The sequence below is a fragment of the Nocardioides conyzicola genome (assembly GCF_039543825.1).
Lineage (GTDB): Bacteria > Actinomycetota > Actinomycetes > Propionibacteriales > Nocardioidaceae > Nocardioides > Nocardioides conyzicola.
Genome location: NZ_BAABKM010000002.1, coordinates 1,641,322 through 1,664,726, shown reverse-complemented (window position 1 = coordinate 1,664,726; position 23,405 = coordinate 1,641,322). Strand labels below are relative to the sequence as shown.

Genomic DNA, 23,405 nt, shown 5'->3' with positions numbered 1-23,405 from the left:
GTCCACCCGTGAGCTCCCGCGTCCTGCTGCACGTCGGCACGCCGAAGACGGGCACGTCGTACCTCCAGGACGTGCTGTTCCGCAACCAGAAGACCCTGGCCGAGGCCGGCATCCTCTACCCCGGCGACCGATTCGACGCGCACTTCCTCGCGGCCCTCGACCTGATGCGGATGCCCTGGGGCGGTCTCGAGCGCGAGGCCGTCGGTCAGTGGGACGCCCTGGCGGCGCAGGTACGCCGGCACGACGGCACCGCGATCATCAGCCACGAGATCCTCGCGACGGCGTCGCGCGCGCAGGTCGGGCGCGCGCTCACCTCGCTCGGCCACGGCGACGGCACCGAGGTCCACATCATGATCTCGGTGCGCGACCTGGTCCGGCAGATCCCCGCGGAGTGGCAGGAGAACGTCAAGCACCGTGCGTCCCTGTCGTACGGCGCCTTCCTCGACCAGATCCGCGACCCGAAGCGCGACACCCGCATCTCCACCTGGTTCTGGGGCGTGCAGGAGCTGCCCGACATCCTGAACCGCTGGGGCGACGACCTGCCCCCCGACCGCATCCACCTGGTCACGGTCCCGCCCGTGGGTGGCCCGCCCGACCTGCTGTGGAAGCGCTTCAGCACCGCCTTCGGGCTCGACGGCCTCGCCCTCGACCTGGAGGCGGAGCGCGCCAACCCGTCCCTCGGCGTGCCCGAGACGGCGCTGGTGCGCCGGATCAACCGGTCCGCCAACCAGGAGCTCGAGCCCGGCGACTACCGGCCGCTGGTCCGGGAGCTGCTCGCCCACCAGACGCTCTCGCGGCGCACCGACTCACCCCGCCTCGCCGTACCCCCCGACCTGCACCCGTGGGTCTCCGAGGTGACCGCGTCCTGGGTCGAGGAGATCGAGCGGCGCGGGTACGACGTCGTGGGCGACCTCGGCGACCTGACCGGCGCCCCACCCGTCACCGACTACGTCGACCCCGACCACCCCGACGAGGCCGAGGTCGCGGACGCGGCGCTCGACGCGCTCAAGGCGACGCTGCTCGAGGGCGCACGCCTGCGCCGGCGCGAGGGCGAGCTCCAGGCCGAGCTGCGCGCCACCTACGAGGCGCTCGAGCGGTCCTACCTGCGTCCGACGTACCGCTGGCGCGAGCGCACCGTGCGGCGCCTCCAGGACAGCGACACCGGCCGCCGCGCGCTCCAGGGCTACCGGCGGTTGCGCGGGCGGAGCTCGCCGCCCGCGTAGCGGCCGATCTGGTACGTCGCGAAGCCGTCCACGCTCATGCCGACGACGCCGCCGACGATCGGCACCTTGCGCGCGACCATGATCGCGGCGCGCTTGCCGGCCACCCGGGTCACCAGCTCCGAGGTGACCTCGGCGCAGAGCACCCGCTCGATCTCCGGGTCGTGCACCGGTGCGGTCGCGAGCGCCATCGGGGGAGCCGGGATCTTGCGCGCCTTGACCAGCGCCTCGACCCGGTCCTCGCCGAGCATGCAGGCGAGGATCGCGTTGCGCACCCGCGGGTCCTCGAGGTCGTAGCCGCGCAGGTGCGCGATGACCGCCACCATGCGGGCCTGGATCAGGGCGAGGCCGGTGATGTTGGTCGGGATCGTGACCATCGCCGTGAACGCCCCGCCGACGCTGGTGAGCATGCCCTGGGCGCCGGCGTAGCGGATGTGGTCGTCGACGACCGCCTTCACCGCGCGCTTCCGGTTGCCCTTGGTCTCCCGGAGCGCCTTCTCGGCGGCCGCGGGGGCCGACGGCAGCGGCCCGATGCCGTGGATCGCCCGGTTGAGCGCCTCGCGGACGAACGTCGCGTTGAGCTCCGGTGCGAGCGCGGGCAGCCGCGGCGCGACGTACTTGCCCGCCGCCGAGGTCATGCTGGTCTTCGCGCCCACGCTCCGATGGTACGGAACGGGTCGGCACCCGCCCGCTACGGTCGGACGCGTGAGTCCCGTCGAGCCCCCGCCGTCGCGCTGGACGTTCGGGGACCCGCAGGGCTACGACCCCGACGACGACCTCGTCGGCATCGGCGCGGACCTGGCGCCCGGGACGCTCCTGGCGGCGTACCGGCGCGGCCTCTTCCCGATGCCGTCGGGTACGCCGGGGGACCCGATGTACTGGTTCTGCCCGGTCCGTCGCGGGGTGCTGCCGCTCGACGGGCTGGTGGTGTCGAAGTCGCTGCGCCGCTCGTGCCGGGAGTTCGAGATCCGCGTGGACACGGCATTCGCCGAGGTCGCCGACGCGTGCGCCGACCCGTCCCGGCCGCAGGGGTGGATCGACGGCGACATCCGCGCGGCGTACCTCCGGCTGCACGAGCTCGGGTGGGCGCACTCGGTCGAGGCGTGGCGCGACGGGCGGCTGGCCGGCGGGCTGTACGGCGTGGGCATCGGCGGGCTCTTCGCGGGGGAGTCGATGTTCCACCGCGAGCGCGACGCGTCCAAGGTGGCCCTGGTGGCGCTGGTCGAGGGTCTGCGGGCGAGCTATCCGGCCCAGCGACTGCTGGACGTGCAGTGGTCGACACCGCACCTCGCGTCGCTCGGAGTCGTCGAGGTGAGCCGCGAGGAGTATCTGCGCCGTCTCGGCCGCGCTCTCCACGTGCGTGAGCCGGACCTCTTCGGGGAACGGTGATCGAGACCGACCACGAACGAGGGAGACGACCATGAACAGGTCCACGAACACCGCCGTCACGATCGCGGCGACCGCACTGCTCCTCGGAGGCCTGGTCGGCTGCGGGGGCAGCGACAGCGACGGTGGCTCGGACGCGTCGGGCTCGAAGGCCGACTCGGGGACGGTCTCGCAGGACGACTTCTGCACGAAGTTCAACGACCTCTACACCCAGCTGGTGGCGGCCGACCCCGAGGACACCTCCGCCGCCGTGAAGGGCATGAAGGACTGGGCCGGCGACATGGAGGACCTGGGCACGCCGGAGGACATGCCCGACGACGTGCGGGACGGGTTCGACGTCGTGATCTCCACGATCAAGGACGTCGACGACGACGCCAGCGTCGAGGACCTGTCCAACCTGGACAGCGAGCTGTCGGAGGCCGACAACAAGTCGGCCGAGACGTTCAGCGACTGGACCCAGGACAACTGCGACGACCCGGAGCTCCCGACGCCGTCGCCGTCCGCGAGCTGACCCTCACACCACCTGGGGCGGCTGGCCGTTCTCGCTCACCATCGGCCGGCCGGCCGCCTTCCAGTCGAGCATCCCGCCGTCGAGGTTGACCACGTCGTACCCCTGCTCCGCGAGCCAGGCCACGACCTGGCCGGAGCGGCCGCCGACCTTGCAGACCACCAGGGTCTGCCCGCCGCCGACCTCGTCGAGCCGCTCGGGCAGCTCGTTCATCGGGATGTGCACGGCGCCGTCGATGTGGCCGCCCACCCACTCGAAGTCCTCGCGGACGTCGAGGACCGAGAGCTCCTCGGGCAGCGGGTCGGGCACGGCGTCGATGGACACGGTCGGGATCTGGCTCATGCTCCGACACTAGGCTCACGCCCGTGAGCACGCCGAGCAGGGCTGTAGGTCTGGTTCAGCGGCGCTGAGTCGACACCGCGCTGTGACCGCCCGGCTCGCCGCCCGTGTTCTCCCCGAGCTCGTCTGCGATGGCGACGATGAGTCCGCCGAGCATGAATGCGATGAGCACCGCCACCAGGCTGGGCGTGGGGATGGAGGGGATGAACCGGCTCGGGCCGGTCACGGCGGTGTCGGTGCCGTGGTACTGGTGGGTCAGGGCGTGACCCTTCCCGCGCTGGAGCAGGTACCGGTTGACGGGGTAGGCGGCGAAGAACGCGACGGTGAGGGCGATCATCATCCCGACCCAGAACACGACGTTGACGAGACCGGCGTTCATCGCGCCGGGGATGAGAGCCATGACGAGGTTGTCGACGACTTCCATGGTGGCGATGGACAGTGTGTCGGCAGCGAGGACGACGCCCAGGGCGGTCCCGAGGGCGAGTCCGGCCTTGAGGAGCGGGAGCGTGGAGAGGGTGTAGCCGAAGACGAACGCCAGTGCGATGGAGATCGCGATGGTCCACCCGTTGCTCAGGCCGATGGCGGTACCGATCAGCAGACCGGCGATCTCGCCGATGGCGCACCCGGTGAGGCAGTGCAGGGTTGCGGACGCGGACATGGCGTTGAGGCTGCCCATCTGGTGCCCCGCGTCATGTTCGTGCCCGTGGTGCTCGTGGCTGGCGGTGTCGCTCATCGCTCGTCTCCCTTGCCGGGGTCTGGTCCGACGCCGCCCCAACCGATACCCTATGGGGGTATATTCCAGATGTCACCCAGCGCTTTCTCCGTCATCAGATGCTGATGGGGGACCCGCATACGCCGTGCCTCCAGGGGTGCTGGCCGTGCTGCCCACACCCCACCTTCGATGACCTCCAGGAGAACCCATGCGCCACCGCACCTCGCCCACGACACCTCAGGCCGGACGAACCATGAAGACGCTCGCAGCAGTCGGCCTCGGGCTGACGTTGGCGCTGACCGCCACCGCCTGCGGCGACGGCAGCGACGACTCCACGTCACGGTCACCGACGAGTCACAACGCCGCCGACGTGACCTTCGCGACCGACATGATCCAGCACCACGCACAAGCCCTCTCGATGGTCGACCTGACCGTCGACCGCACCCTTGACCCGCAGGTGGAAGCACTCGCCGAAGCCATCCGTGAGGCACAGGGACCCGAGATCGAGACCATGAGCGACTGGCTCACCGACTGGGACGAAGAGATCCCCGAGACCATGCGCGACCACACCAACGCCGGTCACGACATGGGCGACATGTCCGACTCGATGGAGGGCATGAACGACTCCATGCCAGGAATGATGTCCGCCGACGACATGGACGCGCTGCAGAACGCCTCCGGCGCCGAGTTTCAGGACATGTGGCTTGAAATGATGATCCAACACCACGCGGGCGCCATCGAGATGGCGAGGACCGAGCAGAAGGACGGGCAGTACGAGCCCGCCGTCGACCTCGCCGGAGAGATCGTCATCGCGCAGAAAGCCGAGATCGAGGAGATGAAGTCACTCATCGGGTCGTAGCGAAAGGTGAGCTGCGTCGGCCTCTCGTCCTGTGACCTGACAGTTTAGTTGGCCATTGGTGCGGACCTGTCCGAGCGTAGTCCTGACACGAGTGGCCACCGGCTTTGACAGTTGGTTTGGCCACCGATCACTTTTCTGACACGTGCGTTGGCCAGTACATCGGCACTTTTGACACGAACGTTGGCCACTAGTGCGGTTGACCGGCGGGCTGGGCGATGCTGCGTTCTGCGCACGTGGCGTTGACGGGACGTATACCCTGCGGCAGGAATCGCGGGGAGACTCTCATGGACTACAAGCGGCTACGGGCAAGTCAGGTGCGGCTGGATCCTCAGAATCCACGGCTGCCCGATGGCACCGACAGTGATCATGAAGCCGTCAACCGGCTCCTGTCCGAGGGCTACAAGCAGTTGTTGGCACTCGCGCGCGATCTGGTCGAGATGGGTGAGTCGAATCCCGCCGAACTCCCCATCGTGATGAAGGACGGCAACAAGCACCTGGTGCTCGAAGGTAACCGGCGGTTCGCGGCGTTGAAGTTGCTCGCCAACCCGGACCTCGCCGACGACGCCGCTCATCGTGCTGCCTTCAAGCGGGTAGTGGGCAAGGGCACGCCGCCCGCGACGATCATGTGCGCGGTGGTGCCGGACCGTGAGACTGCCGATCACTGGCTGGTCCTGCGACACACGGGGCTCAACAAGGGCGTCGGCGTGAAGGGTTGGAGCGCCGAGCAGATCGCGACGCATCGGAAGCGTCTGAACGCGCCGGTGGACTCGGGGACGGTCCGGTCGATTGCGATTGCTGACGAGTTGCAGGAGGCGTACGCCCAGGACGCTGCGCTCGTGGAGGTCATCAAGCGGGTCCGCGACAACAAGTTGACCAACATCGGTCGGTTCTTCGCGATGGACGTGCTGAACCGCTTGCATCTGGCGGTCCGAGAGACTGATGAGATCTACGTTCGTGAGCGGACTCTGTGGGCGAAGCATTCCGCTGACGCACTCCACGCGTTCTTCGACTGGGCGTTCCGGTACATCGACGCGAAGCCGGTCGATGCGTACAAGAACGCGGACGTGCGTCGGAAGTTGCTCGACGAGAACAAGCATGTGCTCCCTGACACCGACGGGCTGGACGAGGCCGACGCCACTCGCCTCGCCGACACCCCGTACGCCGCTTCTTCGACCGATGAGGGCGGTGATGACGATGAGAACGGTGAGCAAGGGGAAGGCGAGGACACCGGTTCGGTCGACTCCGACTCGGGGGGTGGCACTGGCGGGGGCGGCGATGATGGTGCGGGTGGCACGAACGGCGACGCCGGGGGCGGGGCTGACGGTGGCAGTGGCGGTTCGTCGCCGGGGTCGGGTACTGCTCCTCGGAAGAACGAGGCGACACCTGAGAAGCGTCTCTACCAGGACCTGAAGTTGCCACACCTCTCGCGGCGCACACAGTTGCTCCTCAAGGAGGCGCGACAGGTAGAGCACGAGCAGGCCCCAGGGATCGCCTGTGTGATGGCGCGCGTCATTGTCGAACTCACGGTCTCTGAACCCATGGTCCTTGCCTGGAGCGGAGCGGAAGAGAAGGACTCGTTCGCGCAGAAGGTCAAGGCGTGCCTCAAGGTGCTCGATCCGAAGTACGACCGGCCGCGCCCGGACCTCCCAGCGCTGACACCCGCGTACATGGAGACGCAGCAAGACTTCGGGGTCCGGTACCTTCACCAATTCGTGCACAACCCGACGGCTCACCCTGACCTTCACCACTCGCGCCGGTACAGCCAGGTCTGGCGACCTTTCCTCGAAGCCGTCAACAACAAGACCGGACTGGAGGCGAAGTGAACTACCTGTCCCCGCTGCGCTACCCCGGCGGCAAGGCGCGGCTCGGACCATACTTCGCACGCCTGCTGGCCAGTCAACGAGTCGACATCGAGACCTACTGCGAACCGTACGCTGGTGGAGCCGGAGCGGGACTTCACCTTCTCGTTGAGGGGCACGTCGAACGCCTCATCATCAACGACCTCAATCCCGGCGTCGCTGCCTTCTGGCGCACCTTGCTCGCCGACACTGACGCCTTCGCCTCCAAGGTGGACGCCGTAGAGGTGACCATCGACAACTGGCACGCTCAACGGAACATTTACTCCACCCCGGACGGTCGAGACGACGCCGAACTCGGGTTCGCCACGTACTTCCTCAACCGGTGCAACCGCTCCGGAATCCTCAGCGCTCGACCTATCGGTGGTCTTGAGCAGACCGGGGAGTGGAAGATCGACGCCCGATTTAACAAGAAGGACCTGGTTGAGCGGATCGCCGCGCTGGGCACGTACGCCCACCAGGTCACCGTTACGCAGGAGCGGGCCACCACGCTGATTCCTCGACTCAACCGCCGCAAGCGCCCCGTGTTCCTTTATGTCGATCCGCCCTACATCGCGCAGGGTGACGAGTTGTACATGACAGCCCACACGTGGGACGACCACAGCCGACTCGCCGGGCAACTGCTTCGCAGCCCGCACCCCTGGGTTCTGACCTACGACAACGGCGAGCGGATCAGGCACCTCTACCCCGAGGTGCGGTGCGCAAGGTTCAACATCAGCCACACCGCTCAGACTCAGAAGGTCGGCAAGGAGTTGATGTTCTTCAGTCGCGGACTTCGGGTTCCAGACATTCGCATCCTGAGGGGCCGCGACGCGAAGTGGGTCGCGTAGCGCCGCCTTCACCGTGTGCCCCAAACACCTGTGGTGAGGGTTGCGATGAATTACAGCGGTCACCCTTCTGAGGGTTCGGCCTGATCGGGTTCGGGTCCCCGGCCGAGGTACGTCAAGGCACGGTTTGGGCGTCGAGGGTTTGAGGCTCGCTAGGCTTCAAGGGTGACGACACCACGGTTGCCGGGCAGGCTGGGCGAGGTTCAAATCGATGGTGGTCTGCCTCGACGCGAGGACCTGGGGTTGGTCTTCGACGAGTTGGACTATCAGTTGGCGACGCAGGCGTACCTGTGGTCGTTGCCGCTGGTTTCGTACGCGCAGTGGCAGCATGAGCATCGCGAGGTGTTCGGTGCCACGAACTCAGACCTTGTCGCGTACGTGTCCTACCGCGACCGGTTGGGGATCATCACCGCGAACGCCACCACCCCGTACATCATGACTCTGATCCGGCTCTCTGAGACAGGTCCGCTCGTCATCGAGATGCCTGCCGGACCGGTCGCTGGCGGAGTCTCGGACTTCTGGCAACGCGAGTTCGGGGTCATGGGCGAGATGGGCCCCGATCAGGGCAAGGGTGGGAAGTACCTCATCGTGCCGCCTGGACAGGAGCCTCCGACCACGGACGGCTACAACGTGTTGCACTCGACCGGGGTCAACCTGTTCTTCGGGTTCCGGACCCTCGACCCCGACCCCGACCGGTCCCGGGCTCTCGTCGCCCAGGTTCGGATCTACCCCTACGAGCAGCGCGACAACCCGCCCCCTACCCGCGTCGTGAGCCCGGACGGCAAGTCATGGTCGGGTGACCAGCCACGTGGGCTCGACTACTGGGTACGGCTGCACGACATCTACCAGAGCGAGGTCGTTGACGAACGCGACCGGTTCCACCTCGCGATGCTGCGTCAACTCGGGATCGAGGTAGGCCAGCCGTTCGCTCCCGACGAGCGACTCACAGGAATCCTGACCCAGGCCACCGAAGCCGGTGAACTGATGGCCCGCGCCAACGCCTTCGCCAAGAGATTCGCCGGTTCGCGGTACTGGCCCGACCGGCAGTGGGACCTGGCCATCGTCCTCGACAACCCCGCCCAGCGAGGACCGCACTACGACGAACTCCTCGAACGAGCGTCTTGGTTCTACGAAGCAGTCACGTTCTCCACCGCAATGAAGAGCCAGACCCCCGGCGTCGGACAGGCATACCTCGGGTCCTACACCGACCAGAACGGTGACTGGCTAGACGGCGGCTCCTCGTACACCCTCCACGTCCCGGCCGACGTGCCCGCGAAGTTGTTCTGGTCCGCAACGGTCTACACCGCCGACACTCGTTGCCTCATCGACAACGAACAGCAACGCGGCGACCGAGGGTCCCGTGACCCCGACGTGGTGCACAACGACGACGGCTCCGTCGACCTCTGGTTCGGCCCCACCGCACCCGAGGGCAAGGAGTCGAACTGGGTCCAGACGATCCCCGGGCAACACTGGTTCTCCTACTTCCGCTTCTACGGCCCGCTCCAGCCATATTTCGACCGCACCTGGAAGTTGGGCGACATTACGACGAACTGATCGAGGCTAGGAACGTCGGCGGTACTCACGACCGACCCGAGGTCGACGGTCAGCGGATCTTGCCGTGTTGTACGGCTTCTTCGATAAGGTGGACGGCGCTCTGCTGCATGAGGGTCTCGCTCCGCTTGCGGCGGAGGTTGTCGAGCCAGTCCGGGACGTGGGCATTCGTCTGGCGGATGCTGAGGATCTGATCCTGTACGGCGCGGCAGTCCTTGATGGTGACCTGCCCACTCGGTTCGAGGCCGCGCTGCCACAGGTTGTGGACCTTGTTCTCCGTGCTGGTCTTAGTGTCTGCGCTATCTCGGTTGTTACGGATCATCTCAATGAGTTCTCGCACGGGCCCGAGTAGCGGCACTAGCAGGACTGTCAGGATTTCTGTGGCGTTGAGATTCGCGATGAGCGCGATGGCGGTCCCGGCGAGGACCAGCGTGACGAGCAGTCCGGTGAGGATTGCGGCGTAGAGCCGGTGGATAGACGCTCCCCAGCCGAGGTTGCTCCGCTGGCAGATCAGGACGTCGAGAGGCCGTGCCACCGGCGCGGTGTCGGGGTACCAGTCCTTAGTTCGGTTGCCTCGATACCGAGTGGCGGCCTCGGTGATGAGCGTTGGCGAAGGGTGTTCGGCAGCCATGTTGTTCCACGGCATGTCGAACACGTAGGTGTCGAACTCCTCTTGCATGAAGGCTGCTTGCTTCCGGCATCGCTTCTCGCGCCCTCCGCCGAGCACAGACCATAGGAAGGCGACCGCGCCGCCGATGGTGCCGACGACGATCCGCGCGTCCGGGAGCGCGAGCGCGGTGATGACGGTGGCGGCAGCCAAGGCGGTCACCGTGATCACTCGGGTGTCATGGAGCCGCTTGGCGTCGGTGTACCGCCGGGATTGCGCGGCGATCAGCCGCTGCGCACGGTCGGTGTTCTGCGCGACGGAGATCTCGGCCGGGGTGCTGGTCATCGCGCCGGAGCCTACGTGTCGCAGTAGGGGAAGTCGCTGCCCCAGACGTCCTGAAGAGCCTGGTTCATGTCCCACCGCTCGTCGGCGAGCCATGCTGCCGACGCGGCGTTGATGCTCTGCTTGCACCTCCGGAGGTGGCTCATGGACGAGGCGCGGGCGGACTCGCTGGAACAGGCGTTGATGCGCGCCACCAGCCGGGCCGGGTCGTTCATGGACGGGAGCCCTTGGTCAGCGAGTGTGGTGAAGATGGACCGGCAGGCCGAGAACGGGTACATCGAGTCGTTGTTCTTGCCGTACTCGGCAGCCCGCATCTCTAAGTAGAACGACGAGATCGGGACGCTGTGCTCGTACTTCCACGCCTTGAGGAGTCGCGCGGTCTTGCGGACGTCACCACCGTGCTTGCGGTCCATATCGCCGACGAACTTGTTGTGGGCCTGCGGCGCGGCCTCTCGCCAGCCGCCGCCCGGTGCCGGGATCAGCAGGACGCGGTCTTCGTCGGTCGTGCCACCCCGGTGGAGGTAGCCGGGAGTGATCTCGTAGAACGGGAGCAGGCTAGGGAACTCGACGGTGACGGTTGGGCGGCGCACGGTCACGGTGGCATCCCACAGTTCGCGTTTCAGAAGGTCGCGAAGGTTGTTGAGGATGGTGTTGGACGACCCCGGCTTGTCTTCGAAGTGGATCCGGGCGATGTAGTCGACATCGCTGTACGGCATCACGGCGGTGCCGTGTTGGAACGACCCGCTCTGGAAGAACCCCATGAGGTTGTGGTTGGCCGCGATGATCCCCCGGATGCGCTCGCGGTACCTGCGAACCTCGGCCTTGTGTGCCTCGGTCGGGGCACGCGCAGCCAGGTAGCGGTCGAAGCCTTCCCAGAATGCTGTCACGCGAGGGTGGCGTTGATGCGTTCGATGAGGGACTCGAAGTTGGCGAGGGTGTCGGCGCTGAGAGCGTCGATCTTCGTGGGGTCACGGAGGAGTGCCTCGGCGGGCTTGTAGTGGTCGTACTTGCCGTTGAGTGTCTGCAGGCGGTGCACAACCCGGTCTCCGGGCGGGAGGTCGGTCTCCTTCACGTTGCGGTCGAACGCCTCGTTGTACAGCGGCAGGTAGTCGTCGAGGGTCATCAGGTCTTCGATGTCGGCGTGCTTGGAGCCGATGACGTCGCCGACGCGGATGAGGCGGTCCTTCTTGAGACGGCCCGCTTCCATGGCGGCGTCGAGTCGCCCGGCGCCTTCGGTTCCTGAGTCGACTAGGACGGTGACTTCGAGTTCGCGACCGATGAGTGCGACGAACGCGGGGATGTTGGAGGCGCTTCCGGCGGGGAGTATCCGCCACCGCTCGTCGAGCCCAGTCCGTCCTTCGTCGGCGAGTTTGCGTCCGATGAGGTCGAGGTAGAGGAAGTCGCTAGGTCCTTCGACGAGGAGGTTGCTGTTCCCGATGAAGAGGTGCTGGGCGACGTCGTAGCCGAGCGCGGCTTGCAGGGGGAACAGGCTGTCGGCGTTGACGGTGAGCACTTCCTGGCTGACGACGGATCCTTCTTTAGGCCCCTTGTCCTCGACGATGCGGACGCGCGCGATCCGGTCGGTCTCCACCATGAACGGTGAGTGGGTCGTGTAGAGGACCTGTGCGGCAGGGGCTAGGCGCTCGTTGATGAAGCGAAGGAAGTCGGCCTGTGCGCGCCCGTGGAGGGTGAGGCCGGGCTCGTCGAGGAGGATGACGAAGTTGTCGTTGCGTGACTCGAACTCGGTGAAGGCAGCGAGGAACGAGAAGAACCACCGGAAGCCGCTGGAGCGCTGGGAGAAGTTGTTGGTGAAGTAGTGCCGGGTGTCCTCGACGCGGATGTCCAGAACGTTCTCGGTTATGTACGGGTAGCCCTGCGGGTTGGTGCCGATCTTGCGGTCGATGTCGAACCGGACCCGCAGGCTCGGGTTCTGCTTCCAGTATTCGAAGACCTGCTCCGTGAGGTCGTTGCTGACGGCTTCGAGTTCGGCGCGCCGGTCCTCGTAGTCGTCGGCGCACAGCGCAGCGGGCGTGGTGTCGGCGAGGGCGAGTAGCGAGCGTGCGGTCTGGTCGGATGTGGAGGCGGTCTCCTCCTCGGCCCCGTTGGACAGGCGTAGGAGGTCGATCCTGCCTTCGAGGACGCTGTACTCGCCGAAGTAGAAGAACGACGGCAAGTGCGGGTCGAGCACATCCATGATCGCGTCGTCGAGGTCGCCGTCGCCCACGAGCGCTGTCACCGCAGCCGCAACCTCAGCGAGTGCAGCGACTGCCTCGACCTTCGCTTCCGACTGGGCCTCGGTGGTCAGGGTGGCGATGCGAGCGCGGAGGTCATCGAAGGTGTCCGCCCCCTTCAGCGCCTTGGCGATGTCCTTGTCCGCTACAGGGTGTGACCGCAGGAAGTTCTCGACAGCCTTGCCCTCGGCAGCAGAGATCTCCAGCCACGCGGTGTCGGTGTCGTAGGTGCGGTAAACGGTGATCTGGTCGTTGGCCAAGACGTCCTCGCCGAACTTCTCGGCGACGGCCTTCGTCTGCTCGTCGGTCAGGGTGAAGTCGGCCTCGATGGGCCGGACCTCCTCGACGAGGCCAGCCTTGCGGTCCTTGGACAGCAGCCATCGGGGGTAGTCGTGCTGGGTGTGGAAGGCCGTACCGTCCACGGGGTTGAGGCGATACAAGGCCGCGAGCACGGCGGTCTTACCGGCCTCGTTCATGCCGACCAGGCAGGTGACTTCCTCGTCGACGGCGATGTCGCCGCTGTCGAGGATGTTCCGGAACTTCCGGACTCGGAAGCGAGTGAGTTGCATGAGTCCCCCTGCGGACGTGTCGTGGATCACGGTGCGACCGGGCCTCAGTGTAGGGAGCAGCGCCGACACGAATGGCGGCTTTGATGCCGGGTCATCTGCCCGAGCGGCCGGTCCGCCTAGACCCGAGCCGAGAGCGTCCGAGGGCGACGGGCCTACTTGCGCACCAGCCGAGATCGGCCGGATGCTGTCGACCAGCACCACCGGGTGCGCTGTGTGCAGGTGCATCCGTGGTGCCGGTGGTCCGAGCCGTTGTTGACAGGCGGCTCGGCACACCAGTGGAGCGTCCGGCGCGTTGTTGCAGGCGAATCGGGCGCGCAGCGTGGTCCGAGCCGTTGTGTCAGGCGGCTCGGACCACGCTTCTCGTTCACGTCGATTCTGCTGGTGTCCGAAGTGCTGCCAGCAGTGCTAGTTGGTCGTCGCTGGGCCGGGTGTCCGGATCGGCCTCGAAGTTGGTGGCTTCGCGGGCGGTGATTCCGGCTGCGATGTAGCGGGCTGCCCGCTCCGTGGAGATGGCGGCGGCCGCGACCCAGGATGAGGCGATGTCAACCTTGGCCGGTCTCCACATGGGCCCGGGGTGTGTGACCGCGACTGCATCCATAATCGCAAGGACGTCGAGCAGGTCTCGTCCGCTGTTGGCGAGCCGGACGGCATCGTCTCCGGGTGGTCCGTGAAGGAACCAGATGATGGCGGCGTCGGGGTTGTCGCCGCCCTCGTAGTGGACTAGCGGATTGTTCCAGTTCGGCACTGGGAGGTGGCCCGCTGGGACCGGCGGGAGCAGCAGGTGAAGCCGTTCCGCCGCTTCTTGGTCATAGCCGATGCGGGTGAGGACTTCGATGGGCCACGCCATTTCGACCTCTTCTACCCAACTCACGAGGCGTTCACCGACCGGTGCCAACCGTGGCTGCGGATCTGGATGGGCTGGGTGAGGTCCGACCAACTCACGGCGTAGAACGAGCCCTCCCAGTTCTCCGCCAACCCGGTGCCAGCCGCGTCGACCTGGAGCCACGGCTCGCGTCCGTCATGCACTCGCACCCACGCCGCGCCGGTCGCATCGACGACGACCGCGCCAATGCCAGTGGGCTCGGGTGGTTGCACAGGAGGCGCAGGGGCTGTCGGCCGGGTGGTGGGGGGCTTCCAACCGATGCTCTGCACTACGAGCGGTCGGGGGAGGTCGGCCCAGACGTAGTGGTCCTCCCGTGTCGGGTCCGACCACTCCTGGGGAGACGCCGACGCCGGGTCGTGCCACGGCAACGACGGATGCGCGGCGCGCACCCACACGCCACCGGTTAGTGGGTTGACCACGACTGCACCGAGGCCGTCCGGCTCCGCGATGGGGTCGCCGTAGAAGAGTTCGAGGACCCCCTTGGCATACGGCGCGTAGTTCCGGCAATGGCAGCCGTTGCTGCCGAAGGGGACGGTACCGAGAGGTTCGTCCCACACCTCATGCCAGGCACGCGCAACCATCTCCATGTCCGGGATTGCGGTGAGTGCTGTGCTCGGTTCGGGCTTCGTCATCGGGGTCGTTCCTCTCGCTCCAGTGGCTACCTGTGCGAGCCGCTCGACCCCTACTTTCGGCTCGGTCCCCGGGACGGTAGACGGCGACACCGACACCGCTGATGAGTGCCCTAGTCGTGTGCTCTGCGACGGGACCAAGATCTTCCGGTAGGTCTCCCGACTGTCCGGTGGACACCGCTCCCGGTAAGCCTCCAGTCTCAGCCGGTGACGGTGACGGTGACGTACGGAAGTTGCTCGTGCAGTACACGCACGCCAGCAACAACGTCGTCGGTGAGGCCCGACTGATTGTTGGCGGCGGCGACGACCGTCGCCGTGTGGTTGTCGGAGCGACCATCGGTCAGGTGGGTGACAATCTGCTGAAAGACCTGCGCGGGTGAACCGAACACCATCTCGCTGACCGACGAGCCGCTGGCGTTCCAGATGGCGGAGAACGGCTCAGGGCCGTCTACGCAGCAGTGGAACGCGAACTTGTTGGCGTGGTGGCGGGTGAGAACACCTTGATGTCCGTTGGTGCTCATGCCGCGCTCTGTCCGTTCTGAGTGAGGGTTGTACTGCGATTCATTCGGAGCGCTCGACTCTGACCGTCATCCGGAGTCCGGCAGCGCTCGCTAAGCGCTGCATGCGTTCGACGCTCATCGCCGACTCTCCTCGAAGGAGTCGACGCAACTGCTCGACGCTGACGCCCACATGCTCTGCAAGTTCGGGGTAGGTCAGACCCAGTCGTGGCATCTGCTCGGTGACCTGCCTGGCCAGTTCGTGCTGAACGAGGGCAGCCTGCGCCTTGTAGCGCTGCGAAGGAGGCAACGGCGCGGGCTCGGCAGGGTCGGCGACGCCGAACTCGTCGGGATAGCGCAAGAACAGGCGCGGACCCCGGACGGTCGCCGCTTTGATGGTTGGTCGCCGAGGCACCGAGAGAACGTACGACCACATCAGACGTGGCGAAGTAGTGAACACTGCCGACCGACGTCGCGTGTGGCCAGTGGCCACACATGGTGTGGCCATCTATCCAGCCAGTTGTGGACTCCGTCGAAAGCCGGACCCATGACAGAGCCAACGCAACCCCAGCATCTGCGGATCGTCGAGCCCGCAGAACCGCTTCTTGACGAGACGCCGTCCTTGGACGCTACAGTCACCGCAATCGAACACATGTTCGACATAGATATTGAGGGAGACGTCAGTGCGAATGAGCGGACACAGAACCGGAGCCTGACCCTGCTGCGAGGCGGGGCCGAGCACCGTTCACCCGTCCCTTCAGGAGTACCTGTGTCAACGACCTTCCCGGTCGTGCGCGACGCCCTACGCCACGACCAACCCCTCCCGCGCTACCAGCCCGAACATAACCGGCCAGCACTCTGGTCTGCCCAAGCACGTTGGACCGACGTCGTCATCCAGCACACGGTCCCTGAGCGGCCTGGACTGCCCCAGGGCTGGGGTTACCGGTGGACCCTGACCTATCGTCACGGCAGCCTCGACCGGACCGCACCGGTCGCCGTCGCCTCGACCGCTGACCTCCTCACCGCAGACCCAGTGCGGGTGAATTCGTGGCACCCGAAGAAGACCTCGCGTGCCGGGCTGCGCTACATGCACTCGACCGGTCGCCACCACGCCCACGAGTCACTCTTCGAACGCAAACTGCTCTGCGTCCTCGACTTCGCTGGTGCCGCTGAGGTCGTCTCGCAGCCGTTCACCCTCACCTGGCACGACGGCACCCGCGAGCGACACCACACCCCTGACTTTCTCGCGCTCATCGACGGTCAGGTCATCGTCATTAACACCCGGCCCGCCGAGCGGCTCAACAACCGACTCCTCGACGACGCGGCAGCGCTCGGCGAGGTGTGCCTCTCGCGCGGCTGGGGTCACGCTCTCGTCGTGGGTTACGAACTGCCCGCCTACACCGCAATCGAGACCGTCGAAACGCACGCACGCGACCACGACCGCCTCGGATACGGCGAGACCATCCTCGACCTGCTGCGCGTACGCGGCCCGATGGAGTTCGCTGCCGTCTGCCACAGCGTCGACGGGCACCTGGTGGCGCGGGCCATCCTCCAGCGGCTCATCTGGGAACGTCAGGTCTCCGTCGACTTGAACCGCAACCTGGAGGACTGGACGCTCGTCGCGCTTCCCAACGCGGAGGTGGCCCGATGAGCGGCCTTCGTCCCATGCCCGGAACCGAGTTCACCCTCGATGGCCGCTGGCATCAGGTCGAGTCCTACGACAACCGTCGCGGTTGCCTGACCGTCGTAGACGGTGACGGCGTGCTCACCACCCTCGCTGTCGACGACCTCGTCCACCATCCCGGCCTCGAAACGCTCGAACGAGCCAAGGGCTCCGCTGACGTGCTCGCGACTCTGCCTGAGGACGTGCGGGCTGTTGCGCTCAGGCGCATCGAGCACATCAGCGAGGCGATGACCGGCTACCGCTCCGGGGATCCGAACGAGGCCCTGCCCGGTGAGCCGCGACCCGAGTACGACCCCGCGACGGTGCTGCAGCAGGACCGGCTCGCCGCCAAGGAACGCGAACTCGGCAACGAGTTCGCTCGTCAGTACGGAGTCAGCATGAGTGCTCGAACCATGCGCCGGTTGTGGCCCAGCATCAAGAACGGCACCGCGTTCGAGCACCTCGCCGGTGCGCACGGACCGCGACACTTTCGCGGACGACGCGCCATCCACCCCGAAATCGCAGAAGCGACCGAGGTGCTCATCGCCGACCAGTCCCACAAGTCCAGCAAGAGGGTGAGCGGGCTGTTCGTGGAACTTCGCGGACGCCTGCTCGAATCCCACGGCCCGGACTGGACCAAGAAGAACCTCCCGAGCGAACGCACCTGGCGGCGATACCTCAACGACCGGTGGACCCCCAGCGAGGTCAACGGCAAGGCCCGCACCCGTGCCTCCGCGACCACCGCACCCAAGGGCGGCTTCGTGCGCACCAACCCGACTCGCCCCGGCCAACTGGTCCTCATGGACACCAACAACCTCGATGTCCTCCTCAAGGGCACCATCTTGGAAGGCGCAGTGCGGGGGTCGCTCGTCCTCGCCGTCGACGCGTTCTCGTGGTCCATCTGCGCGTTGCGGGTGGTCGAGCAAGCCGAGAAGAACATCGACGTCACCTTCACCCTGCTCGACGTCGCCCGCCCCAAGCAGATGCTGCCAGGCTGGCCAGCCGAGGCGCGCTGGCCGTTCGTCGGCATTCCGGAGAGCATCCTGAGCGCCTCCGAAACAACGGCCGACGCACCTGCTCAAGCGGTGTCCGCCATGCCCATCGTTAACCCCGAGGCCGTCGTCACCGACAACGGCTCGACCTACCGCGCCCACAAGACCCGGCAGGTCTGCCGCCAGCACGGCATCGACCTGCTCCCCGCTCGCACCTACACCGCATCCGACAAGGCACCCGTCGAGCGCATCTTCGGCGCGATCCGAACGATGCTGCTCGAACGCCTCGATGGCTACCGGGGCTCTGACACGTCCGAACGAGCCAAGAACACCGACGCCGAAGTCGAGTGGACCGCGCAGCGTCTCGAAGACCTGCTCTCCCTGTGGGCCGTCATGGTCTGGCAGACCCACATCATGAGCGACACCAAGCCCGCCTGGTGCCCCGAAGGACGCTGGTCCCCGAACGCTCTCTACCTCCACGGTCTCGAAACCTCTGGACTCGCCCCGAAAGTCATGACAGTCGGCGACTACTTCGGTGTCCTCTCGACCAGTTACGTCAAGGTTCACTCCCGGGGCGTGAAGATTCGCGGGCTCTGGTTCGACGACGCAGTCCTTGACGAGTACCGCAACCAGCCCTCGCACCGCGCCAACAACAAGTGGGCCGTGCACTATGACGTCCGCGACCTGCGCAACGTCTGGTTCATCGACGAGAACGACAACCGGCACCGGCTCCCGTGGGTTGGACTCACCGGCGACTTCCCTGCCTTCAGCGACCGTCACATCAAGGCGCTGCGCAACCGACTCGGCGAGAGCGTCGAGAAGTACGACGCCGACTACCTCGCCGAAGTGCTCCTTACTCAAGTCCTCCCTGTCCGGGACGCGGACGGCTGGGTCGTCGACGGTCAGCGCGCCGATGCGCAGGCATCCAAGCACGCACGTGACAAGGAACTCGCCACCCGCGACGCCGCCAAGTACGAAGCCGAACCTGCACCGCCCACGGCAGACCCCACGACCGCGCTGGAGGCAAAGCGCAAGGCACGGCGTGAGGCCGCTTCCAGCACCGAACCCATCACCCCCGCACCTCGGCTTCACGCCGGGGGCGGCATGTTCGGCGACCTCGCCGACCTTCGCGACAACTGACAGGAAACGACATGACACTCAGCCTCGACCCCAGCGACTACGTCGACCTCCGCAAGGTCGAGAAGTTGGACATCAGCGACCTCGACGGGTGGAAGACCTTCGTCAGGCTCCGCAACTCCTACCACGCACCACCGGTCATAGACCGGTCCGACTACCAGTCCCTCGCCCCCCGAGAACGCCTCAAGTACGACACCATCCGACGACTCGGGAACTTCAATCCGCCCAAGCACGAGACGCCGATGACGGCCGCCATTCGCGAGCAGGTCCAACCCGTCCTGCAGGCAAACCTCTACCGGATGGATCCCGGCGTACGGTCCGGAATCTTCATCTCCGCCGACGGAGCCATGGGCAAGAGCACCCTCATGCGCGAGATCGCCGCCGACTACGAAGCCGCCGTCGAAGTCGTCCGCGAAGTGATGCCCAGCGCCGTCTCCGTCCGCGACCGATGGGTGCCCGTCGCATGGGTGACCGTCCCACCCAAACTCTCCATCAAGAGCCTGGCCACCGCCATCCTCACCTTTTACGGCGAGCCCGTCCGCTCCCACATGACCGACTCAGCGTTGACCCAGCGAGTCGTCGAGGTCCTTCGTGACTGCGGCACCCGACTCCTCGTCCTCGACGACATCACCCGCTACAAGGACGGTGAAGCAGACCGCCTCGCATCCGACTGGATTCGCAACCTGATGGAGACCAGCGTGACAGTCGTCGCCATGGGCGTGGACGTACGAGGGTCCGGAATCCTCTACGACGGCACACGAGGACGAGACAAGCAACTACGAACCCAAACCGCACGCCGGTTCACCATCCTCGACATCGAACCGTTCCGGTACGACACCTCCCACGAAATCCGAGCCTGGGTTGAACACCTCGCAGCCGTCGAAGCCGACCTTCCCCTGCTCGACAAGTCACCCGGAATGCTCAGCAAGAACCTCGCCGAGTTCCTCTACGACCGCACCCAAGGCGTCATCGGCGTACTCGCCGACTGGGTCCAACTCACCGCCGAAACCGCCATCGGACGCGACCCGAGTCGCGGCGGCGAATACCTCACCCGGGACGACTTCGAACGCATCCCGGTGAAGGGAACCTACGACGACCCCGAAAACGAAGTTCGCAACAGCGTCCGACCCACCGCCACCAAGAAGCGCAAGGGCCGCAACACCGTCTTCGACCAGCCCAGCCGAAGCGACGTCGCATGAGCACCACACTCACCCAGCCCGCTGAGAGCGCCCGCTCCGAGGCGCTCCCTCGGCGGCTCCCGCGCAGCAACGCCCCTAAGTCGAGACAAACTCTCGCCGGGTACGTACTGAACCTCGCGTTCCGTCTCGGCATCACCCCGAGCGACCTCATGAAGCGCACAGGACTCGCGAGCAAGGGGCGCACCCACGTTCTCCAACTGACCTTCGGGATGCGACTACCCCGAGAAGTCTTGGTCCCGTTCGCGCACACCACCGGCCTCGCCGAAGACGAAGCCATCGGCCTGACCATGGAGTCCCTGGCCAGCCTCACCGTCATCCCGCGAATCTCCAAGGCCCGCGACGACCGGCAATGGATCGACCTCCGGACCAGCCGCTACTGCCCCGCCTGTCTCACCGACGACAGCGACCTCGCCCAGCCCAACTGGCGGCTCGACTGGCTCACCCCATGGGCCGTCGCATGCACCCTCCACGGCTGCGAACTACTCGACGCGTGCCCGACCTGCGACACCCGCGTCGGAGAAACTGCCGGACAACTCCGCAGCCTCATCCCCCACGTCATGGTCCCCGTCACTCACCCTGCCGCCTGCCGCGCCAAGCCCGCGAACGCCAAATCGCTCCCGCTGTGCGGCACCCGACTCGACCAGACAGCAGCGGCGCCCGCACACCCTCGACTTCTCGAAGTCCAACACGACCTCGACGACATCCTCGATGACGACAAACCCACCCACCTCACGTCACTCGGCGCGCCCGTCACCGGGCGGCAGTACCTGCGCGACGTTCGCCTCCTCATGATTCTCATGCAGATGGCAAGCGACACAGCGGCCGTCGAGTCGGTCCCCGGCACCTACAAGACAGCAGCCGAACAACTCATCGCATCGCGGGCCGAAACGTTCGGGCAACTGACGCGCAGCGGACGCACAGTCACCCTCCCGCCCGACAGGCACCAGTCCAGCGCGGGCCTCCTCATCGCCGCCACCGACCTTCTCGCCAACTCCGGAGGCGCCGACCAGATCAACGAACTCGCCGCCCGAGCGACCGCCAACGAGAAGAACAACTGGCCAACCGCTCAAGCAACCAGCGAACCGTCAACAGCGCTCTGGGCCGCCCTCACCAGCAAGCGACTCCACACCACCGACCCAGCCAAACTCACGACACACACAGTCGGACAAGCCTTTTCGTTCGGACCAGAACACATCCCGGCATACCTGCCCGCCGACCTGTACCGGCGACACTTCACCGACACGGCTGCCAACCACGAACGCCGCATCAGGCGACACGTCCCCATCGCACTGGCGCGGCTCGTCGGCGACTTTCCGACCGCCCAGGAAGCAGGACACTTCCTCGGCTACTCCGACCACGCCATCCAAAGCGCGACAGGCCGAATGGCCCAGGTCTTCCCCGACCACGGAGTCGACGAACTCCGCGCACGCGTAGCCAATATCGCCAGCGACCTCGACGCAGCACCGCTCACCGACTTCCACACCCCCCGAACCGAGATCAACGCGGACTGGCTCCTCCCGGACGATGCCTGGGCCGAACTCCGACGAAGCCTCACCGGCGGCGGCCTCTCACGCAAGAACGTCAACTGGGACAAACGCCGACGCCTCTACACAGTCTGGACCTGGAGCATCCTCACCGGCGGCGACGTCAACGTCGCACCCATGGTCATCCGCGAACGCAAACACCCAGACCAAGCCCACGGGACCGTCGCCCAACTTCGCGAACTTCGACGTAGGTCGGCGCCCCGGCACTTCGACATCGTCGAGCAGGTAGCCGAGCACCTCCGCACCAAGTTCTAACAACTGCGAGGCCCGCCAGTCTGACCGATGTCAGCAGACCTCAGCCCCTCCGTGAACAACGAGTTCGCGTGAGGGGCTGAGCCACATCTGCAGGCCAAACCAAGTGTCGGAAATACCGGTGGTGTCCGAGGTTCGTGTCAGAAACGCGAGTAGAGGCCAACGTTCGTGTCAGAAAATGTAGTGGCCAACGTTTGTGTCAAAAGGTCCGAAGTAGTGGCCAACGTAAGTGTCAAAGTCGGATTCACGCTCAAATGGCCACCGAAACTGTCAAATGGCCAACTTAAGTGTCAATTCACACGTCCGCTACTTGAGGAGCTTGCTCATCCGCCGGTCGGCGAGCGGCTTGCCGCCGGTCTGGCAGGTCGGGCAGTACTGCAGGCTCGAGTCGGCGAAGGACACCTCGAGCACGGTGTCGCCGCAGACGGGGCACGGCTTGCCGGTCTGGCCGTGGACGGCGAGGTTGGACTTCTTCTCGCCCTTGAGCTCGCTCGCGTGCAGGCCCCGCGAGCGCGCGACCGCGTCGCCGAGGGTGTCCCGCACGGCGGCGTACAACGTGGCCAGCTCGTCGTCGGTGAGGCTGTTGGACGGCTTGAAGGGCGACATCTTCGCCGCGTGCAGGATCTCGTCGGAGTAGGCGTTGCCGATGCCCGCGATCGTGCTCTGGTAGCGGAGCGCGCCCTTGAGCTGCTTGCGGCCCTCCTGCTGGAGGATCTCCGCGAACCGCTCGATCGTGAAGTCGTCGGCGAGCGGGTCCGGGCCGAGCCGGGCGATGCCGGGGACGTCCTGCGGGTCGCGCACGACGTACGCCGCCAGGCTCTTGCGGGTGCCGGCCTCGGTGATGTCGAGGCCGGACTGGTCGTCGAGCACGACGCGCAGCGCCAGGGTCGACTTGGTGCTCGGCTTGGGCGGGATCGTCGGCACCTCGTCGCGCCAGCGGACCCAGCCCGCGCGGGCGAGGTGCAGGCACAGGTGGAGGCCGGACGCCTCGATGTCGAGGAACTTGCCGTGCCGGGTGACCCCGTCGACCATCGTGCCTTCCAGCGCCGACAGCGGCGGGTCGAAGGTCTTGAGTGCGCTGAACGCCGCGATGTGGATCTTGGCGATGGCGTGGCCGTCGAGCCTGGCCCCCAGGTCGAGGGCCAGGGCTTCCACCTCGGGCAGCTCGGGCACGCTCAGAGTCTAGGCATCCCCAGGGAGCGACCAGAACCGGTGACAGGCGTTGCGCAGCGGGAGCATGATGGACACATGTCCGCTGTCCGTCCGCTGCCGCAGACGGGGTCGATCTTCCTCGACGCCCGTGGCGGCGACCGTGCGCTGCGGGTCTCGTGGCACGAGGACTCCGGGCTGGTCGTGCTGTCCCTGTGGCGCGAGAACGTCTGTGCCGGCTCGTTCCGGCTCGCGATCGACGAGGTCCCGGGGCTGATCGAGATGCTCCGCGCTGGCCTGGTCCGCTCCTACGAGGACGCCCGCGACCGACTCGGCGTGGTCGAGTCCGAGTCCGCCTGAGCAGCAACGCCACATGTAACGCCCGGTTACTTGCTCTTCCCCCGGTGCTGCAACAGGGGTGGTACAGCCAGTAACCCGGCGTTACAGCCCCCG

General features: G+C 66.4%; 23 protein-coding genes. 12 read left to right on the top strand and 11 right to left on the bottom strand.

All coding sequences use genetic code 11. The features are described from left to right. The first annotated feature begins 8 nt into the window (after nucleotides 1-8). Entirely contained in the window at nucleotides 9-1,223 is a 1,215-nt protein-coding gene (locus ABEA34_RS11195; protein WP_345521339.1) for a hypothetical protein, read from the top strand. Here ABEA34_RS11195 and ABEA34_RS11190 read toward each other — a convergent pair. Then, complete coding sequence (locus ABEA34_RS11190) at nucleotides 1,184-1,876, bottom strand: EcsC family protein (RefSeq protein WP_345521338.1); 693 nt, start codon at nucleotides 1,874-1,876, stop codon at nucleotides 1,184-1,186. The two genes, ABEA34_RS11195 and ABEA34_RS11190, sit on opposite strands and share 40 nt — an antisense overlap. Before the next feature lie 49 nt (nucleotides 1,877-1,925). Here ABEA34_RS11190 and aat point away from each other — a divergent pair, with 49 nt between their 5' ends. Beyond that, the gene (aat, locus tag ABEA34_RS11185; RefSeq protein WP_345521337.1) at nucleotides 1,926-2,609 is read left to right on the top strand and encodes a leucyl/phenylalanyl-tRNA--protein transferase; all 684 of its coding nucleotides are present in this window, start codon (nucleotides 1,926-1,928) and stop codon (nucleotides 2,607-2,609) included. Between the two features lie 31 nt (nucleotides 2,610-2,640). Continuing rightward, nucleotides 2,641-3,117, top strand: coding sequence for a hypothetical protein (locus tag ABEA34_RS11180; RefSeq protein ID WP_345521336.1), 477 nt, complete (start codon nucleotides 2,641-2,643; stop codon nucleotides 3,115-3,117). 3 nt (nucleotides 3,118-3,120) lie between these two features. On the opposite strand, the gene ABEA34_RS11175 is transcribed toward ABEA34_RS11180, so the two are convergent. Both ABEA34_RS11175 and ABEA34_RS11170 read right to left on the bottom strand, forming a co-directional pair. Beyond that, on the bottom strand, nucleotides 3,121-3,456 hold the full coding sequence (locus ABEA34_RS11175) for a rhodanese-like domain-containing protein (protein WP_345521335.1): 336 nt from the start codon (nucleotides 3,454-3,456) through the stop codon (nucleotides 3,121-3,123). A gap of 55 nt (nucleotides 3,457-3,511) precedes the next feature. After that, the gene (locus ABEA34_RS11170) at nucleotides 3,512-4,186 is read right to left on the bottom strand and encodes a DUF4396 domain-containing protein (RefSeq protein WP_345521334.1); all 675 of its coding nucleotides are present in this window, start codon (nucleotides 4,184-4,186) and stop codon (nucleotides 3,512-3,514) included. 187 nt (nucleotides 4,187-4,373) lie between these two features. Between ABEA34_RS11170 and ABEA34_RS11165 the strand changes: the two genes are divergently transcribed. From ABEA34_RS11165 to ABEA34_RS11150, 4 genes are all read left to right on the top strand, one after another. Further along, a complete protein-coding gene (locus tag ABEA34_RS11165) occupies nucleotides 4,374-5,024 on the top strand; it encodes a DUF305 domain-containing protein (protein ID WP_345521333.1) in 651 nt (216 codons plus the stop codon). A 284-nt stretch (nucleotides 5,025-5,308) separates the two neighbouring features. Next, nucleotides 5,309-6,847 carry a hypothetical protein gene (locus ABEA34_RS11160; RefSeq protein WP_345521332.1) on the top strand — a complete coding sequence of 513 codons (1,539 nt, stop codon included), beginning with the start codon at nucleotides 5,309-5,311 and terminating at the stop codon, nucleotides 6,845-6,847. After that, nucleotides 6,844-7,710, top strand: coding sequence for a DNA adenine methylase (locus ABEA34_RS11155; RefSeq protein WP_345521331.1), 867 nt, complete (start codon nucleotides 6,844-6,846; stop codon nucleotides 7,708-7,710). Before ABEA34_RS11160 ends, ABEA34_RS11155 begins: the two co-directional genes overlap by 4 nt. Before the next feature lie 162 nt (nucleotides 7,711-7,872). Further along, on the top strand, nucleotides 7,873-9,261 hold the full coding sequence (locus ABEA34_RS11150; protein WP_345521330.1) for a DUF1254 domain-containing protein: 1,389 nt from the start codon (nucleotides 7,873-7,875) through the stop codon (nucleotides 9,259-9,261). A gap of 49 nt (nucleotides 9,262-9,310) precedes the next feature. Here the strand turns inward: ABEA34_RS11150 and ABEA34_RS11145 are convergent, their stop codons facing one another. The 7 genes from ABEA34_RS11145 to ABEA34_RS11115 all read right to left on the bottom strand — a co-directional run bounded on the left by ABEA34_RS11145 (nucleotide 9,311) and on the right by ABEA34_RS11115 (nucleotide 15,431). Beyond that, on the bottom strand, nucleotides 9,311-10,210 hold the full coding sequence (locus tag ABEA34_RS11145; RefSeq protein WP_345521329.1) for an S-4TM family putative pore-forming effector: 900 nt from the start codon (nucleotides 10,208-10,210) through the stop codon (nucleotides 9,311-9,313). 11 nt (nucleotides 10,211-10,221) lie between these two features. Next, on the bottom strand, nucleotides 10,222-11,094 hold the full coding sequence (locus ABEA34_RS11140) for a hypothetical protein (protein ID WP_345521328.1): 873 nt from the start codon (nucleotides 11,092-11,094) through the stop codon (nucleotides 10,222-10,224). Further along, nucleotides 11,091-13,007: an AAA family ATPase gene (locus ABEA34_RS11135; RefSeq protein WP_345521327.1), complete on the bottom strand. Its 1,917-nt coding sequence runs from the start codon at nucleotides 13,005-13,007 to the stop codon at nucleotides 11,091-11,093. The genes ABEA34_RS11140 and ABEA34_RS11135 overlap by 4 nt, the downstream gene beginning before the upstream one ends. A gap of 364 nt (nucleotides 13,008-13,371) precedes the next feature. Next, nucleotides 13,372-13,854, bottom strand: a complete 483-nt coding sequence (locus ABEA34_RS11130) for a hypothetical protein (RefSeq protein WP_345521326.1) — start codon at nucleotides 13,852-13,854, stop codon at nucleotides 13,372-13,374. 20 nt (nucleotides 13,855-13,874) lie between these two features. After that, on the bottom strand, nucleotides 13,875-14,522 hold the full coding sequence (locus tag ABEA34_RS11125; RefSeq protein WP_345521325.1) for a hypothetical protein: 648 nt from the start codon (nucleotides 14,520-14,522) through the stop codon (nucleotides 13,875-13,877). Nucleotides 14,523-14,719: 197 nt separating this feature from the next. Further along, nucleotides 14,720-15,040, bottom strand: a complete 321-nt coding sequence (locus ABEA34_RS11120) for a hypothetical protein (RefSeq protein ID WP_345521324.1) — start codon at nucleotides 15,038-15,040, stop codon at nucleotides 14,720-14,722. Nucleotides 15,041-15,080: 40 nt separating this feature from the next. After that, entirely contained in the window at nucleotides 15,081-15,431 is a 351-nt protein-coding gene (locus tag ABEA34_RS11115) for a helix-turn-helix domain-containing protein (RefSeq protein WP_345521323.1), read from the bottom strand. 132 nt (nucleotides 15,432-15,563) lie between these two features. Here ABEA34_RS11115 and ABEA34_RS11110 point away from each other — a divergent pair, with 132 nt between their 5' ends. The 4 genes from ABEA34_RS11110 to ABEA34_RS11095 are packed head-to-tail and all read left to right on the top strand — an operon-like array spanning nucleotide 15,564 to nucleotide 21,806. Beyond that, entirely contained in the window at nucleotides 15,564-16,667 is a 1,104-nt protein-coding gene (locus ABEA34_RS11110) for a hypothetical protein (protein WP_345521322.1), read from the top strand. Continuing rightward, entirely contained in the window at nucleotides 16,664-18,811 is a 2,148-nt protein-coding gene (locus ABEA34_RS11105) for a transposase family protein (protein WP_345521321.1), read from the top strand. The genes ABEA34_RS11110 and ABEA34_RS11105 overlap by 4 nt, the downstream gene beginning before the upstream one ends. An 11-nt stretch (nucleotides 18,812-18,822) precedes the next feature. After that, the gene (locus tag ABEA34_RS11100; RefSeq protein WP_345521320.1) at nucleotides 18,823-20,007 is read left to right on the top strand and encodes a TniB family NTP-binding protein; all 1,185 of its coding nucleotides are present in this window, start codon (nucleotides 18,823-18,825) and stop codon (nucleotides 20,005-20,007) included. Next, nucleotides 20,004-21,806: a TniQ family protein gene (locus ABEA34_RS11095; protein WP_345521319.1), complete on the top strand. Its 1,803-nt coding sequence runs from the start codon at nucleotides 20,004-20,006 to the stop codon at nucleotides 21,804-21,806. The genes ABEA34_RS11100 and ABEA34_RS11095 overlap by 4 nt, the downstream gene beginning before the upstream one ends. Nucleotides 21,807-22,109: 303 nt before the next feature. On the opposite strand, the gene ABEA34_RS11090 is transcribed toward ABEA34_RS11095, so the two are convergent. Further along, complete coding sequence (locus tag ABEA34_RS11090) at nucleotides 22,110-22,976, bottom strand: Fpg/Nei family DNA glycosylase (protein WP_345521318.1); 867 nt, start codon at nucleotides 22,974-22,976, stop codon at nucleotides 22,110-22,112. Nucleotides 22,977-23,051: 75 nt separating this feature from the next. Here ABEA34_RS11090 and ABEA34_RS11085 point away from each other — a divergent pair, with 75 nt between their 5' ends. After that, on the top strand, nucleotides 23,052-23,312 hold the full coding sequence (locus ABEA34_RS11085) for a hypothetical protein (protein ID WP_345521317.1): 261 nt from the start codon (nucleotides 23,052-23,054) through the stop codon (nucleotides 23,310-23,312). Nucleotides 23,313-23,405 lie beyond the last annotated feature (93 nt).

Bases quoted from the DNA above. Each gene is read 5' to 3' on its own strand.
- ABEA34_RS11180 (WP_345521336.1), top strand. From the start codon at position 2,641: ATGAACAGGTCCACGAACACCGCCGTCACGATCGCGGCGACCGCACTG.
- ABEA34_RS11175 (WP_345521335.1), bottom strand. From the start codon at position 3,456: ATGAGCCAGATCCCGACCGTGTCCATCGACGCCGTGCCCGACCCGCTG.
- ABEA34_RS11170 (WP_345521334.1), bottom strand. From the start codon at position 4,186: ATGAGCGACACCGCCAGCCACGAGCACCACGGGCACGAACATGACGCG.
- ABEA34_RS11165 (WP_345521333.1), top strand. From the start codon at position 4,374: ATGCGCCACCGCACCTCGCCCACGACACCTCAGGCCGGACGAACCATG.
- ABEA34_RS11160 (WP_345521332.1), top strand. From the start codon at position 5,309: ATGGACTACAAGCGGCTACGGGCAAGTCAGGTGCGGCTGGATCCTCAG.
- ABEA34_RS11145 (WP_345521329.1), bottom strand. From the start codon at position 10,210: ATGACCAGCACCCCGGCCGAGATCTCCGTCGCGCAGAACACCGACCGT.
- ABEA34_RS11135 (WP_345521327.1), bottom strand. From the start codon at position 13,007: ATGCAACTCACTCGCTTCCGAGTCCGGAAGTTCCGGAACATCCTCGAC.
- ABEA34_RS11130 (WP_345521326.1), bottom strand. From the start codon at position 13,854: ATGGCGTGGCCCATCGAAGTCCTCACCCGCATCGGCTATGACCAAGAA.
- ABEA34_RS11125 (WP_345521325.1), bottom strand. From the start codon at position 14,522: ATGACGAAGCCCGAACCGAGCACAGCACTCACCGCAATCCCGGACATG.
- ABEA34_RS11120 (WP_345521324.1), bottom strand. From the start codon at position 15,040: ATGAGCACCAACGGACATCAAGGTGTTCTCACCCGCCACCACGCCAAC.
- ABEA34_RS11110 (WP_345521322.1), top strand. From the start codon at position 15,564: ATGACAGAGCCAACGCAACCCCAGCATCTGCGGATCGTCGAGCCCGCA.
- ABEA34_RS11105 (WP_345521321.1), top strand. From the start codon at position 16,664: ATGAGCGGCCTTCGTCCCATGCCCGGAACCGAGTTCACCCTCGATGGC.
- ABEA34_RS11100 (WP_345521320.1), top strand. From the start codon at position 18,823: ATGACACTCAGCCTCGACCCCAGCGACTACGTCGACCTCCGCAAGGTC.
- ABEA34_RS11095 (WP_345521319.1), top strand. From the start codon at position 20,004: ATGAGCACCACACTCACCCAGCCCGCTGAGAGCGCCCGCTCCGAGGCG.
- ABEA34_RS11085 (WP_345521317.1), top strand. From the start codon at position 23,052: ATGTCCGCTGTCCGTCCGCTGCCGCAGACGGGGTCGATCTTCCTCGAC.